Raw genomic sequence first — 14570 nt, forward strand, 5'->3', positions numbered from 1 at the left:
GCATGATGCAGGAGGAACTGGCAGAAGCCGTCACCATCGGCGAGGCCTCACGAGTCTCCGGCCTCCCGGTGGAGACCTTGCGGTACTACGACCGGGAGGGCCTGTTCGGCGATCTCCCCCGCGACTCCGGCGGCCGCCGTCGTTTCACCCCCGACGCACTCGGCCTGCTCGACATCCTGCTGCGCCTCCGCCGTACCGGCATGCCGGTCGAACAGGTCCGCGAGTTCGCCGAACACGTCCGCGCCGGCGACCACCTCCGCGCCGGCCGCCTCGCGCTGCTCCGAGCTCACCGCGAACGCGTCGCCATGGACCTGGCCCAGCTGGAAGCTGACCTCGAGGTGATCGACTGGAAGATCGCCGCGTACCAGGCCGCCGAAGACGGCAACGACCCGCCACCCCGCGACTGATCCCAGCCCAGAGGGCGTTCGGCGTACAGGCGGAAGCCGCCGGCGGCGGACCACCGGTCAGGCGACGGCGACCTCTTCGACGGTGATCTCGTCGTCGGCCGGGCGGTGGGGTGGGATGTGCAGCAGCGACAGCGTCGCCATCAGCGTCAGGACTGCGGCGAGCAACCAGACGTACTTCACGCCGAAGGTCTCGACGACCACTCCCGCGAGCGCCGAGCCCAGCGCCCCGCCGATCATCGCGCCGCTGCCCATCCAGCCGAAGATCTCGGTGCGGACCGAGTCCGGCGTCATCGCGCCGAGCCGCTCGTACAGCGCACCGACGGTCGGCGCCAGCACGCACCCCGACAGCAGCAACGCGATCCCCAGCGACACCGGCGACCAGGTCGCGAACACGCACGCCAGCATCCCGACCGAGACCAGCAGCGCCCGCCGCCAGACGAACGAGTTGCGCCGGCCGGGCAGCGTCCCGACGATCAGCCCGCCGAGCAGGCTGCCGACCGCCCAGACCGTCTCCAGTACGCCGGCGATCAACCGGTTCCCGTGGTCGTCGGCGAACGCCACGATTCCCAGCGACACCGACGCGAACGCCGTGACGCAGAACGCGAACGCCAGGATCAGCGGCAACCGATACCGATGCCAGAGCAGCTGCGGCGCGGTCAATCGCTGGACGGACTCGTCGTGCCGCCTCGCCGGCTGCTGCTGCATGCCGTACCACCAGACCGACACCAACGCGACGGCCGCGGCCGACAGGACGCCGGCCCGCGGGCTGACGAAGCTGACCACCAGCGCGCCGAGCATCGGCCCGATCGCGAACAGCACCTCCTGGGCGGTCGCGTCCAGCGCGTAGACCGCGCGCAACCGCGATCCCTGGACCAGCCGCGGCCAGGCCGCGCGCAGGGTCGCGGTGATCGGCGACACGAACGCGCCGGCGAGCGCGGAGACCAGGGGCATCGCCCGGTACCACTCGTTCGGCAGGAGGGCTAGCGCGAACATCGCCAGGCTCCAGGCCACGCCGGTCCAGATGACGACCCACTTGCCACCTCGGCGATCGGCGAGCCGTGACCAAATCGGCCCGCCCACCGCCGTACCGATCGAGTACGCGCCCGCGACGACGCCGGCCCAGCCGAAGCTGCCCGCCGCGTCCTTGGCCAGGAACGACACCGGCACCATCGACGCCATCACCGGCAGCCGGGCCACCAGGGCCGACGCCAGCAGTGACGCCACCCCACGAGTTCTCCAGAGCGCGCGGTACGCCGACAGGTCCATGGACCGCATTCTGTCCTGTCACGCCGACACCCCGCCTCCGGATTTCTCCCTAGTCGGAACGAATCACATCCCTAGCTCACGGTCACAGTGTATGCGAACATGTGTTCGTGTCCCACTCCGGCGCGACGATCCTGCACGCCGACCTGGACGCGTTCTACGCGTCGGTCGAGCAGCGTGACGACCCTCGCCTGCGCGGCCGCCCGGTGATCGTCGGCGCGGGCGTCGTGCTCGCCTGCAGCTACGAGGCCAAGGCCCTCGGCGTGCGGACGGCGATGAACGGCGGCCAGGCGATGCGCCTGTGCCCACAGGCGATCGTCGTCCAGCCCCGGATGGCGGCGTACTCCGAAGCCAGCAAGGCCGTCTTCCGCGTCTTCGAGGACACCACGCCGCTGGTCGAGGGCCTGTCGATCGACGAGGCGTTCCTCGACGTCGGCGGCCTGCGCAAGATCTCCGGTACGCCGGTCGAGATCGCCCGCCGGCTCCGCGCCGACGTGCTCGCCAAGGTCGGCCTGCCGATCACCGTCGGCGTCGCCCGGACGAAGTTCCTCGCCAAGGTGGCCAGCGGCGTCGCCAAGCCGGACGGCCTGCTGGTCGTGCCGCCCGACCAGGAGCTCGAGTTCCTGCACCCGCTCGCCGTCGAGAAGTTGTGGGGAGTCGGCGAGGTGACGGCGAGCAAGCTCCGGTCCCGCGGCCTGACGACGGTCGGCGACGTCGCGATGCTGCCGGAGGCCGCGCTGATCGCGATGCTCGGCCGCGCGTCCGGCCGGCATCTGCACGCGCTGGCCCACAACCGCGATCCGCGCCCGATCGAGGTCGGCCGGCGCCGTCGCTCGATCGGCTCGCAACGCGCGCTCGGCCGCTCACCGAAGTCGGCCGAAACCCTGGACGCCGTACTGGCCGGCCTCGTCGACCGGGTGACCCGGCGGATGCGGTCGGCCGGGCGATCGGGCCGGACCGTGACGCTGCGCCTGCGCTTCGACGACTTCACCCGCGCGACCCGGTCCCATACGTTGCCCCAGGCAACAGATCACACGCGCACGCTGCTGATCACCGCCCGGGCGCTGATGGCCGAAGCCCGGCCGCTGATCGAGAAGCAGGGCGTCACGCTGGTCGGTATCGCGGTCGGCAACCTGGAGAACGAGTCGACCGTGCAACTCGCCCTGCCGTTCGACAAGGCGAGCAACAGCGAGCTGGACAGCGCCCTCGACCACGTGCGCGACAAGTTCGGCACCAACGCGATCACCCGGGGCAGCCTGCTCGGCCGCGACCAGGGCCTCAGCGTTCCGATGTTGCCGGACTGATCAGCGCACCGGCGCGGGATCCTCGAGCTCGTCCCGTACGGCGCCGGTCCGCCCCGTCCCGGCCAACGCGACCGCCACCGTCACCAGGCCGAGCACCGCGAGCGCCGCGCCGATCCACCCGAGCGCGCGGTATCCCGCACCGGCGTCGATCGCTCGTCCACCGAGCCACGGCGCGACCGTGATGCCGACATTGAAGGCGGAGATGTTGATCGCCGCCGCGAGCGTCGGAGCCCGGCCGGCGAGGCTGAACACCCGCGTGTTCACCGCCGGGTTGGTCGCGAAGCCGGCTGCGCCGAGCAGAGTGATCGCAACGACGGCGACCACCGGCTGGCCGGCGCCGAGCGCCAGCGCGACGCAGAGCACGACCACGGCCGCCAGACCGGCGAAGAGCGTGCCGAACGGTCGCCGGTCCGCCGTCCGGCCGCCGATCGTGATCCCGACCAGCGCGCCCACGCCGTACAGGGCGAGCACGGCCGGCACCCATTCGGCGGACAATCCGGACACCTCGACGAGCAGCGGCGCCAGGTAGCTGAAGACGACGATCAAGGCGCCGACGGACAGCGCCGTCGTCGAGTAGGCCAGCCACAGCTTCGGGTTCACCATTGCGCGGATCTCGTCACCGAGGCGGGGAACACCGGCCGCGGACCGGCCGCCCGGCACCGTCGCGATGACGCCGGTCATCGCGATCGCGGACAGCGCCGCGACGACCCAGAACGCCGCGCGCCACCCGAGGTGCTGACCGATCACCGTGCCCGCGGGCAGGCCGACGATGGTCGCCACGGTCAGTCCTCCGGCCAGGATGCTCATCGCGCGCCCTCGCCGATCGGTGGGCACCAGACCCAAGACGGTCACCGCCGCGACGGCCCAGAACCCGGCGTACACGAACGCGCCGACGATCCTGGACACGAGCAGGACTTCGTAGTTCGGCGTCAAAGCCCCGGCCACGTGGGCCAGCACGAACACGGCGAGGAAGCTCAGCAACGCCGTACGCCGAGGCCAGCGCAGCGTCACGACCGCGAGCACCGGAGCGCCCACCAGCATGCCGATCGCGAACGCCGAGATCAGCAGTCCCGCGGTGGGAACGGACACGCCGAGGTCGGCTGACAACTCGAGCAGCAGGCCGGCGAGCATCAATTCGGACGTTCCCTGCGCGAAAATCGCCAGGCCCAGGACGTAGACGGCAGGCGGCATCGAAACTTCTCCTCAGGAAGGTCGGAACAGGGCGGTCAGGACAGGGCGGTCAGGACAGGGGGTTCAGGACAGGGCGGTCAGCGCGGTGTCGGCGACCGCCGCGAGCTCGGTACGGCCGGCGCCGCCGCGAGCCAGCACCCGGAGCCCGCTGATCGTCGCGACGACGAACTGCGCCAGGTTCGCGGCATCCTTGTCCGGCGCGATCTCCCCGGCGCGTTGACCGGCCTCGATCGCCGTCGTCAGCGCGGCCAGGCGCACCTGCGCGTCCGCGCGCAACTGCGCGGCGATCACCACGTCGTGCGGCCCGAGTTCGATCAGGGAGTTGACCACCAGACAGCCCGGCGGCTCGTCCGCGGGCGGGTCGACAGCGCCGTACAGGATCGTGCGGAGCTTCTCCGCCACCGGAAGGTCACTGGCCAGCAACTCCAGCGTGCTGCCGGTCTTCCGCTCGATGTAGCGCGCGAGCGAGCGCTCGAACAGCTCGTGCTTGCCCGCGAACGTGTTGTAGATGCTGCTGCGACCCAGCCCGGTCGCATCGCACAAATCTTGCGTCGACGTCCCCTCGTAGCCGTTCGTCCAGAAGGCACGCATCGCCGCGTCGGTCGCGGCGTCCTCGTCGAACGTTCTCGGTCGGGCCATGTGACCGATGTTAGCAGGGTTTTGTATCGATCAGTTCAGAACGTGGATCAGCTGCGTGGGTAGCCGATCTCGGCGATGTCGTCCTTGAGGTCGGCGAGCCGGCGGCTGCGGTTGAGCGAGGTGACGACGTACTCGGTGAGCGGCATCAGCGCGTAGACGTGCCGGACCGCGTCCAGGTCCAGCGCGACCTCGTAGTTGTCCTCGGCGAAGGTGAGATACGCGTCGGGGCCCTCGGTCAGCAGCCCGAACAAGCGCTCGGCGCCGTCGTCGCCGTGCGGCTCGACCGGCCCACAGACCCAGCCCTCGTCGGCCGGCGTACGCCAGAAGCAGACCGTCGCATTCAGTACGCCGTCCTCGTCGTCCCGAAAGGCCGGCTCGTCGCGCGCCGCGTGCAGCTCCGCCGGGACCCCGTCGAGCAGGCCGGGCCACAACTCCCCGTGGTTGCTGTACGGAGACATCGGCGACTCGTGCGCCAGCCCCCGGGCGAAGACGCCGTCGGGCGAGAACACCAGCGAGTACTCGTCACCGGTCCCGTCGACCATCAACGCGGCCTCCTCGGTCGCGGACCAGCGCGCGTCGAACGAGTAGTACCGGTAGGCCGGGTCCTCGCAGACGATCAGGTCGAGCACCGCGAGCGCGCGGCTCACCCGCAGGACGGTCGCGACGTCGGGCAGCCGGGCGATGAGTTCATGAACGGACACCCGGCCATTCAACCGGTTCGGTGCCGCGGCTCCACCACCGGCCGCGTGGCTCCCCAACGGGCCGGGTGGTGGTGCTGGTGGTCAGCGGCGCTGGACGACTTCCTCGGCCACCTCGACCAGCTCCCGATCAGACGCCTCGGTCTCCGGGTCGTGCGCCGGCTCCAGCCGGTCGTGAGCGATGAGCGACTGGATCGCCCGCAGGACAGCGCTCGCGGCCGCGCCCCAGGTGGAGACGTAGGAGAACTGCCACCACCACAGCGCCTCGATGATCCGGCCGGACTGGTAGTGGGCGAGCCCGTGCACCAGGTCGTTCGCGATCGCGGTCAGGTCGTCGGAGAGCCGGTTGACGGTGATCTCCGGCGGCGCGGCGTACGGGTCGAAGACCTCGGCGTACTCGTCGAGCCCTTCGAACAGCACCGCCAGCCGGTCGCGCATGGCGTCCAGGTCCGGGTCCGGACCGGCGTCGCTCTCGAAACGCTCGGCCGGTACGAAGTCCTCGAACGCGCCCAGCCGGCCACCGGCCAGCAGCAACTGGCTGACCTCGAGCAGCAGGTACGGCAGCGAGGCGAGACCCTCGTCGACACCGTCCTCGTCCGGCTGCGCCGCGATGTCGCGCACCGAGATCAGGAAGCTCTGCACCTGGTCGGCGATCTGTTCGGCGAACTCGGTCAGGTCCTCGTTGTCGGTGTCCAACGCGCGTTCCGCAATATCGGTTGAGTCAGTCATCGATCGATCGTCGCCCTTCAAACGCCCGTCCGAGTGTGACCTCGTCGGCGTACTCGAGATCACCGCCTACAGGTAGTCCACTGGCCAAACGGGTGACGCGCAACCCCATGGGCCGGAGCAACCGGCTCAGATAGGTGGCGGTCGCCTCACCTTCGAGGTTCGGATCGGTGGCGAGAATGATCTCCGTCACCTCGCCGCTGGCCAGCCTTTGCATCAGTTCACGGATCCGCAGCTCGTCCGGTCCGATCCCCTCGATCGGCGAGATCGCCCCGCCGAGCACGTGGTAGCGGCCCCGGAACTCCCGCGTCCGCTCGATCGCGACCACGTCCTTGGCCTCCTCGACCACGCAGATCAGCGCGAGGTCGCGGCGCGGGTCACGGCAGATCCGGCACTGCGTCTCCTCGGAGACGTTGCCGCAGATCTCGCAGAACTTGACCTTCTCCTTGACCTGCACCAGCACGTGGGCCAGCCGGCGGACGTCGGTCTCGTCGGCGGCGAGCAGGTGGAACGCGATGCGCTGCGCGGACTTCGGACCGACGCCGGGCAGTCGGCCGAGCTCGTCGATGAGGTCCTGGACGGCCCCTTCGTACACGTCAGCCCGGGTTCTGACCGGGCTGACCGCCCGGCCGGGTGAACCCGATGGGGCCCTGGTCGTTGCCCGGCAGAGCGTCCGGACCTCCGCCGAGTCCGGGCAGACCTCCACCCAGACCACCGGCCAACGGACCCATCGCCCGGGCCGCAACCTCCTTGGCGTTCTCCGAGGCGTCCCGTACGGCGGCCACGATCAGGTCGGCCAGCGTCTCGGTGTCGTCCGGATCCACGGCCTTCGGGTTGATCGTCAGGCTGAGCAACTCACCGGTCCCCGACACCATCGCGGTCACCAGGCCACCACCCGCGGTGCCCTCGACCTCCTGGTTCTCCAGGTTGGCCTGAGCTTCCATCAGCTGGTTCTGCATCGCCTGCGCCTGCGCCAGCAGCTCGGACATGTCGAAGCCGCCGCCCTGCCCACCGCCACCGTCGAACACCGAGATCTCCCGTCGGACTGTTCCGCTTGCCCCTGAGCCTAGCCGGTCTCCCCGACAACCCCAGCGGCAGGCAACCACCGAGCGGAAACCGATAGGTGTCCACAAGGTGTGGACCCGGGTTATCCACAGGATGTGGAGAAGATGTGCACACTTAGGCGGGTTCGGCGGCGGGGGTTTTGTCCACAAATACACAGAGGCGCTGTGGACAACCTGTTGAAATCCGTCGTTGAAGGGTCGGCTGTACGCCGGGACGCCGTCCATCCGCCTTGACTGGGTCGCTTGTGCAATCACGTCTGGTGCATCGGCCGGACCGGTGTGCCACCCCGCATCCGCGGCCGGCGCCGACCTCGCGCAAGTCGACGGCTGCGGGACCAGCGGTGCGGACGTGGACGAGTCACCGAGCCCGGGGTGCCTGCTGTACGCCGCCTTCGGCGTGACGGCGGCCCGAACCGGTGCGGACGCGTGCCATTCGGGTCGCGTCGGCTGTTCTCATTTCCGCCGCCGGCGGTGTCGTGCCGGGTCGGCGTCTTCTCCGCCGCCGGCGGTGTTGTGCCGGTCGGCGTCCCGCGCGTGCCTCCCTCGGGTGGCGCCTGGGCCCGGGCATGCCGAAGCCACCTGTCCACAGACAGGCGGCTTCTTCAATGTCAGCAGCCGAGAACTGCCGTCGATCAGTTCGGCTCTTCGGTGATGATCTGTGCCCCGAGTGTCTCGCGCAGCAGATCGGTGTGCGAGCGGGAATCCTCTTCCAGCACGATGTCGTCCTCGCCGATCGCCTCGGCTTCTTCCTCGGGCGTCAACGGCGCTTCCTGCACCGTCGGTGCCACCGCGGCCTTCCGCGCCTGCTCCGCCGCGACGGCGGCCTCAGCCGCTCGCCGCTTGCTGGCAGCCTGCTCGCGCCGATCCACCTCCGGAGCTGCCGAGGGCGCCGGCGGTCCACCCGCCTGCTGATCCCCCTGAAGCGGCCCGCGAACCGCCGGACTCGCGCCACCCGGCGCATCCTGCACGGCAACCGCCGCTCCACCGGCGCCTGTGGATGCATCCATTTCACCGCCGGGCCCGTTGCCGGAACCGAAGGACGGCCCTGCACCAGCAGCAGCCTCAGGACTTCCGGCGCCCGCCCCCGGACCAGCCGCTCCATCACCCCAGTCCGACCCGGAAGTTCCCGACGGAACGCCGTGCACACCCGACGCTGCGGAACCTGCCCCAGGACCACCCGCTCCGGCACCAACTCCACCGCCGGCACCAGCCGGACCGGTCAAACCGCCGGGACCACCCACACCGCCGGAACCAGCAACACCGCCAGAACCAGCGACCCCGCCGGAGCCCGCCGCACCGCCGGAGCCCGAACCAGCAGCCCCACCCGGCCCAGCCGCGCCACCAGGACCTCCAAGCCCTGCCGCACCGGCACCTTCACTTCCAGCCGCACCGGCAATCGCTGTACTAGCGCCCGCTCCGCCCGAGCTGCCAGGACCCGACACCCCTGCCCCGGACACACCCCCGGCAACACCCGCCGCCCCGCTCGCAGGACCCGCCGCGTCATACCCCGGACCACCCGAGCTCGCAGAACTTGCCGCGTCGTACCCCGGACCACCCGGGCCCGCAGAACCCGCCACGTCGTACCCCGAACCACCCGGCCCACCCTGCCCGGCCGCGCCTCCCGAAGCGTCATACGCCCCAGCACCACCCGGCGCCCCGCCCGTGGAGCCCGCGCCACCGCCGTACGAACCACTCGCACTCGACACCCCAGGCTGATTGCTCGCCGAAGCCCCCTGATCCCACGACGAACTCGGCGGCGCCGACGGCGCAGGCGCAGCACCCGTCCCGGCCCCCGGGTCGGTCGACGGATCGACCACGGCCTCGACCCGCCGGCTGATCCCGATCGTGTCGATCATCGCCTGCCGCAGGATCTCGTCACTGCCCGACCGCGCGAAGCTCTCCCGAGCGCCCGCGTTCACCAGCCCCAGCGTCAACGTCTGGTCGTCAATGGCGATGACCTGCGCGTTCTGGCTCAGCATGATCCACGCGAACCGCCGCTTGGTCTTCACGGCCTCCAGCACCTGAGGCCACAACCGCCGAACATCCGCCAGCCCCACGGAACCGGTCGAGATCGGCGCCGCAGCAGCCGGAGCCACCTGAGCAGCCGCCGGCGACTGCGAACCCACACCTGACGCCGAACCGGACTCATCAGCCCAAGCCCCAGTGCGATTGCCACCACCGGACGCCAGTCCGCCAGCGCCGCCCGAACCCGCCTGCCCACCGGAAGCGCCAGCACTACGCCCGGAGCCAGCACCAGTCGCCGCGGACGAACCACCCGCAGAGCCCGCCGTACCCGAAGCGCCTGCTCCACCTGCAGGGCCTGCGCCAGCGGAGGAGCCGGCTCCACCCGCCGGAGTCGCCGCCCTCGCCGTATCTGAGCCACCTGCCGGACCAGAAGCAGCCGCCGCACCCGCGGCCGAGCCGCCGGATCCCTCCGCCTCACCAGCTCCGCCATCAGCCGGAGCCCCGCCACCAGCAGCCGCCGCAGGCCCGCGCCCACCACCGGCAGCTCCAGCAGCGCCACCCGGCCCAGCCACAGCCACGTCAGCTCCACCAACCGCACCACCCGCAGGCGCACCACCGCCCACTCCACCCGCAGGCGCCGCGTCCGCCGTACCGGCAGGCACGCCGATCGTCAGCCGACGCTCCATCCGGTCCAACCGAGCCTGAATGCCGTTGGTCGAGTCGTCCGCGCCGGGCAGCAGTACCTTTGCGCAGATCAGTTCCAGCTGGAGCCGAGGCGCCGTCGCTCCCCGCATCTCCAGCAACCCGGCCGCGACGATGTCAGCGGCACGCGTCAGCTCAGCCGGCCCGATCCCAGCCGCCTGGGTCTGCAGTCGCTCGCCCTGGTCCTCCGCCGCCTCGATCAGTCCGGAAGCGACCGCGTTCGGCACCGCCGACAGAATCACCAGGTCACGCAGTCGCCGCAGCAGGTCCTCCGCGAATCGCTTCGGGTCCTGCCCGGTCTCGATCACCTTCTCGATCGTCTCGAACACGGCTCGGCTGTCGTGCGCCGCGAATCCGTCCACGCACGCGTCCAGCAGCGAGTCCGGCGTGAACCCGAGCAGCGCGACGGCCAGCTCGTACGTCACGCCCTCCGGCCCCGCGCCGCCGATCAGCTGGTCGAGCACGCTCAGCGAGTCACGCACCGACCCCGCACCGGCTCGCACCACCAGCGGCAGAGCGGCCGGGGCGATCGCAACACCTTCGGCCTCGCACAGCGTCGCCATGTAGTCGCCGAGGGTCTTCGGCGGGACCAGGCGGAACGGGTAGTGATGGGTGCGGGACCGGATCGTCCCGATCACCTTGTCGGGCTCGGTGGTGGCGAAGATGAACTTCAGGTGCGGCGGCGGCTCCTCGACCAGCTTCAGCAGGGCGTTGAAGCCCTGCGTCGTGACCATGTGCGCCTCGTCGATGATGTAGATCTTGTAGCGGCTCTCGACCGGCGCGAAGAACGCCCGCTCGCGCAGGTCGCGCGCGTCATCGACGCCACCGTGCGAGGCGGCGTCGATCTCGATCACGTCGATGCTGCCCGGCCCGCCGCGCGCCAGGTCGGTACAGGACTTGCACACCCCGCACGGCTCGGCGATCGGGCCCTTCTCGCAGTTGATCGCCCGGGCCAGGATCCGCGCACTGGTGGTCTTGCCACAGCCGCGCGGTCCGGAGAACAGATAGGCGTGGTTCACCCGGTTGTTGCTCAACGCGTTGCGCAGCGGTGCCGTGACATGGTCCTGCCCGATCACCTCGGCAAACGTCTCCGGGCGATACCGGCGGTACAACGCAAGAGGTGCTTCCACGACCGCAACCCTAGCGCCGAGCCCCGACATTTCCTCCCCAACCCACAACCACCCGTCCCGAAGCGGTCACCGCCCCCAGCAGGTCACGACCCCCATCACCTCGTACGCCGTACGCACGCGCGTGCGCACCGGTCGGCACGAGCACCTCATCGATCCGCCACCCCGGCTCCGACAGCTCCCGGCTGGTCACGGCACTGATCGCGGCCGAGTCCCAGTAGTAGGTGCGGAACTCCGTGACCAGGCCGTCGCGGACCCGGTTCAACTGCACGATCGACGTCTCCAGCGCGCGCCCGGTGGCCCGCGCCGTGAACCTGACCTGGAGGTGCACCGCGACCTGCTCCCCGTCGGCGACCTTCGACGTCGAGAGGATGTCCAGCTCCGACCAGGTCGCACTGAACTCGCGAGGAAGTTCTCGATCCCTTCCCGGCCACGCCAGACACCGCCGTACGGCAGGCCCGGCTGCGTCCAGAGGCAGACGTCGGGATGCAGCACCGCCGCGACAGGGCCGAAGTCGCCCCGCCCACGTCCTCCGGCGGCGACGTACTCCGCCTCGGCTTGGTAGAACCGGTCCAGAATGTCCTCGGCTGCTGTCATGGCACGAAACCGTAGTTTCGGTCCCCCGACGTGTCTGGCGAAATCGCGCCGCCGCCGACCAGCGCGGAAGCCCCTCTCCGCCAACCAGCCGGCCAGCCCCGCGGCCCGTGCCCGTCAGCCCGGCGGGCCCTCGTCCGTCAGCCCTGGGGCCTTGCGCGCCAGCCCTGCGGGCCTTCGTCCGTCAGCCCTGCGGGCCGTCGTCCGTCAGGCGTGCGGGCCCTCTTCCAGCAACCCGTGCAGGTACGTGCCGTAGCCGGACTTGGCGAGCGTGTCGGCACGCCGCAGCAGGCCCGCGTCGTCGATGAACCCGCGCCGCCAGGCGATCTCCTCCGGGCAGCCGATCTTCTGCCCCTGCCGCATCTCGACCGCCCGGACGAACTCCCCGGCCGCCATCAGCGAGTCGAACGTCCCGGTGTCCAGCCACGCCGTACCGCGCGGCAGCACCTCGACCTGCAGGCGCTTGGCGTCCAGGTACACCTCGTTCACCGAGGAGATCTCCAGCTCGCCGCGGGCGGAGGGCTTGATCTCCTTGGCGATGTCGACCACGTCGGCGGAGTAGAAATACAGCCCCGGTACGGCGTAGTTGCTCTTGGGCTCCTTCGGCTTCTCCTCGATGCTCAGCGCCCGGCCCTCGGCGTCGAACTCGACCACCCCGTACGCCGTCGGATCCGCGACCCGGTAGGCGAACACCACACCGCCGTCGACGTCGTTGAAGGTCTGCAGGTGCACCCCGAGCCCGGGCCCGTAGAAGATGTTGTCACCGAGCGCGAGCGCGACCGGCTCGTCCTTGATGAACTGCTCGCCGATCAGGAACGCCTGGGCCAGCCCATCAGGGCTCGGCTGCACGGCGTACGAGATCTCCATCCCGAACTGCGAACCGTCCCCGAGCAGCCGCTGGAACTGCGGCGCGTCGTCCGGCGTGGTGATGACCAGTACCTCGCGGATGTTCGCCAGCATCAGCGTGGACAGCGGGTAGTAGATCATCGGCTTGTCGTAGACGGGGAGCAGTTGCTTGCTCGCTGCCATCGTGATCGGGTGCAGTCGGGTGCCGGAACCGCCGGCCAGGATGATCCCTCGCATGCGACCGCACCTTACCGACGTTGGCGGTCCATGCCACATCGAGCACTGGTCCACTGCCGGCAGAGCTCACCGTTCACTCCATGTGATACTCCGCGAACCGGGTCCGCAGGTCCTTCTTCGAGAACTTGCCGACCGACGTCTTCGGCACCTCGTCGATGAACTCGACCGCATCCGGCAGCCACCACTTCGCGACCAGCGGCTCGAGGTACGCCAGGATCTCCTCACCCGTGACCGACTCGCCCTCCTGCAGCACCACACAGGCCAGCGGCCGCTCGTCCCACTTCGGATGCGGTACGCCGATCACGGCCGCCTCCTTGACCGCCGGGTGGGCCATCAACAGGTTCTCCAGCTCCACGGAGCTGATCCACTCGCCACCGGACTTCACCAGATCCTTCGTCCGGTCGACCAGCCGCACCGATCCGTACTGGTCGATCGCCGCGACGTCGCCGGTCTTCATCCAGCCGTCCTCGGTGTTCAGCTCGACGCCCGCGTCCGGCCGGTAGTACTCGGCCGCGATCCACGGCCCGCGGACCTGCAGCTCGCCGGTCGCCTCGTCGTCCCACGGCAACTGTGTGATCGATCCCGGCTCCACGATGCGAACCTCGACGCCCGGCAACGGCAGTCCCTGCCGGGCCCGCAGCTTGGCCTGCTCTTCCTCCGGTAGCTCCTGATCGCGGACCGGCACGTGCGAGGCCGTCGCAACCGGGCTGGTCTCCGTCATGCCCCACGCCTGCAGGATCGGCTTGCCCAGCTTCTCGCGGAACGCCTCCGACAACGCGAGCGGCACAGCCGAACCACCACACGGGATCCGCCGCAGCTTCGGCAACTCGACGCCATCGAGCAACGGCAGCAGTCCCTGCCAGATGGTCGGTACGCCGGCGGACAGCGTGACCTCCTGCTCCTGCAGCAGTTTCAGGATGCCCTGCGGCGACATGTCCGGCCCCGGGAACACCAGATTCGCCCCCGCCATCGGCGCCGCGTGCGCCAGCCCCCACGCATTCGCGTGGAACATCGGGACCACGGGCATCACCGTGTCGGTCTCGTGCAACCCGAGGCCCGCATTCGTCAGGACGCCGATCGAGTGCAGCCAGGTCGAGCGGTGCGAGTAGACGACGCCCTTGGGATGGCCCGTCGTCCCGCTCGTGTAGCACATCGCGGCCGCCTGGTTCTCGTCCTCGACGTGGAACTCGACCGGCTCCGCGGCCGCCAGCAGCTCCTCGTAGTCGTGGAACCGGTCGTCGTCCGGAAGCTCCACGGCCGGAGCGCCGGCCGGCAGGTCGTCCATCACGACCACATGCCGCAGGAGCGGCAACCGGTCCAGCAGCGGGAGGAAAAGCCCCAGCAGCGAGCGGTCCACGAAGACGACCTCGTCCTCGGCATGGTTGGCGATGTACACGACCTGATCGGGGAAGAGCCTGATGTTCAGCGTGTGCAGGACCCGGCCTGTGCAAGGCGCGGCGAAGTACAGCTCGAGGTGCCGCCCCGAGTTCCACGCGAACGTGCCGACGCGACCGTCGGCGCTGATGCCCAGATTGTCGAGCACACCGCCGAGGCGCCTGGTCCGCGCGGCCCACTCGCCGTACGTCATGGTCGTGGGCGCCGGGCCGCCGGTGTGCACGGTCTTGTCCGGGAAGAACTGCTCCGCCCGGCGGAAGATGGTGTCCAGGGACAGCTGGTAGTCCTGCATCAGACCCTTCATGACCCCACTGTGCCAGTTCCAGTGGCGCCTTGACCATGACCTCATCAGGCACTCAGTACGCACTTTTCAGGAACTCATCCCATCGGGTCAGATAGATGTCACAACATA

General features: G+C 70.1%; 13 protein-coding genes. 2 read left to right on the top strand and 11 right to left on the bottom strand.

Translation table 11 applies throughout. The features are described from left to right. Window positions 1-2 precede the first annotated feature (2 nt). Complete coding sequence (locus tag BWI15_RS30295; protein WP_077017952.1) at window positions 3-407, top strand: MerR family transcriptional regulator; 405 nt, start codon at window positions 3-5, stop codon at window positions 405-407. A gap of 57 nt (window positions 408-464) precedes the next feature. Here the strand turns inward: BWI15_RS30295 and BWI15_RS30300 are convergent, their stop codons facing one another. Beyond that, window positions 465-1673: an MFS transporter gene (locus BWI15_RS30300; RefSeq protein WP_237771526.1), complete on the bottom strand. Its 1209-nt coding sequence runs from the start codon at window positions 1671-1673 to the stop codon at window positions 465-467. A 107-nt stretch (window positions 1674-1780) separates the two neighbouring features. On the opposite strand from BWI15_RS30300, the gene dinB reads away from it, so the two are divergent. Continuing rightward, a complete protein-coding gene (gene dinB, locus BWI15_RS30305) occupies window positions 1781-2974 on the top strand; it encodes a DNA polymerase IV (RefSeq protein ID WP_330359541.1) in 1194 nt (397 codons plus the stop codon). Here dinB and BWI15_RS30310 read toward each other — a convergent pair whose 3' ends face one another. From BWI15_RS30310 to BWI15_RS30355, 10 genes are all read right to left on the bottom strand, one after another. Then, complete coding sequence (locus tag BWI15_RS30310) at window positions 2975-4165, bottom strand: Cmx/CmrA family chloramphenicol efflux MFS transporter (protein ID WP_077017955.1); 1191 nt, start codon at window positions 4163-4165, stop codon at window positions 2975-2977. Between the two features lie 63 nt (window positions 4166-4228). Continuing rightward, on the bottom strand, window positions 4229-4804 hold the full coding sequence (locus BWI15_RS30315) for a TetR/AcrR family transcriptional regulator (protein ID WP_077017956.1): 576 nt from the start codon (window positions 4802-4804) through the stop codon (window positions 4229-4231). A gap of 47 nt (window positions 4805-4851) precedes the next feature. Further along, window positions 4852-5505, bottom strand: coding sequence for a hypothetical protein (locus tag BWI15_RS30320; protein WP_077017957.1), 654 nt, complete (start codon window positions 5503-5505; stop codon window positions 4852-4854). An 81-nt stretch (window positions 5506-5586) separates the two neighbouring features. Next, window positions 5587-6231: a DUF5063 domain-containing protein gene (locus BWI15_RS30325; RefSeq protein ID WP_077017958.1), complete on the bottom strand. Its 645-nt coding sequence runs from the start codon at window positions 6229-6231 to the stop codon at window positions 5587-5589. After that, window positions 6224-6823 carry a recombination mediator RecR gene (recR, locus tag BWI15_RS30330; protein ID WP_077017959.1) on the bottom strand — a complete coding sequence of 200 codons (600 nt, stop codon included), beginning with the start codon at window positions 6821-6823 and terminating at the stop codon, window positions 6224-6226. Before recR ends, BWI15_RS30325 begins: the two co-directional genes overlap by 8 nt. A 1-nt stretch (window position 6824) precedes the next feature. Continuing rightward, on the bottom strand, window positions 6825-7217 hold the full coding sequence (locus tag BWI15_RS30335) for a YbaB/EbfC family nucleoid-associated protein (RefSeq protein WP_237771638.1): 393 nt from the start codon (window positions 7215-7217) through the stop codon (window positions 6825-6827). Between the two features lie 707 nt (window positions 7218-7924). After that, window positions 7925-11089, bottom strand: a complete 3165-nt coding sequence (locus BWI15_RS30340) for a DNA polymerase III subunit gamma and tau (RefSeq protein WP_237771527.1) — start codon at window positions 11087-11089, stop codon at window positions 7925-7927. 10 nt (window positions 11090-11099) lie between these two features. Next, window positions 11100-11417 (bottom strand): hypothetical protein, encoded by a 318-nt coding sequence (locus BWI15_RS39750; RefSeq protein ID WP_077017962.1) that lies wholly within the window; start codon window positions 11415-11417, stop codon window positions 11100-11102. Window positions 11418-11887: 470 nt separating this feature from the next. Then, window positions 11888-12763 (bottom strand): glucose-1-phosphate thymidylyltransferase RfbA, encoded by an 876-nt coding sequence (rfbA, locus tag BWI15_RS30350; RefSeq protein ID WP_077017963.1) that lies wholly within the window; start codon window positions 12761-12763, stop codon window positions 11888-11890. Between the two features lie 73 nt (window positions 12764-12836). Further along, window positions 12837-14462: a long-chain fatty acid--CoA ligase gene (locus BWI15_RS30355; RefSeq protein WP_077017964.1), complete on the bottom strand. Its 1626-nt coding sequence runs from the start codon at window positions 14460-14462 to the stop codon at window positions 12837-12839. Window positions 14463-14570 lie beyond the last annotated feature (108 nt).

This window comes from Kribbella sp. ALI-6-A, from assembly GCF_001984195.1.
Classification (GTDB): Bacteria; Actinomycetota; Actinomycetes; order Propionibacteriales; family Kribbellaceae; genus Kribbella.

Bases quoted from the DNA above. Each gene is read 5' to 3' on its own strand.
- BWI15_RS30355 (WP_077017964.1), bottom strand. From the start codon at position 14,462: ATGAAGGGTCTGATGCAGGACTACCAGCTGTCCCTGGACACCATCTTC.
- BWI15_RS30295 (WP_077017952.1), top strand. From the start codon at position 3: ATGATGCAGGAGGAACTGGCAGAAGCCGTCACCATCGGCGAGGCCTCA.
- rfbA (WP_077017963.1), bottom strand. From the start codon at position 12,763: ATGCGAGGGATCATCCTGGCCGGCGGTTCCGGCACCCGACTGCACCCG.
- BWI15_RS30325 (WP_077017958.1), bottom strand. From the start codon at position 6,231: ATGACTGACTCAACCGATATTGCGGAACGCGCGTTGGACACCGACAAC.
- BWI15_RS30300 (WP_237771526.1), bottom strand. From the start codon at position 1,673: ATGGACCTGTCGGCGTACCGCGCGCTCTGGAGAACTCGTGGGGTGGCG.
- BWI15_RS30335 (WP_237771638.1), bottom strand. From the start codon at position 7,217: ATGTCCGAGCTGCTGGCGCAGGCGCAGGCGATGCAGAACCAGCTGATG.
- BWI15_RS30310 (WP_077017955.1), bottom strand. From the start codon at position 4,165: ATGCCGCCTGCCGTCTACGTCCTGGGCCTGGCGATTTTCGCGCAGGGA.
- BWI15_RS30315 (WP_077017956.1), bottom strand. From the start codon at position 4,804: ATGGCCCGACCGAGAACGTTCGACGAGGACGCCGCGACCGACGCGGCG.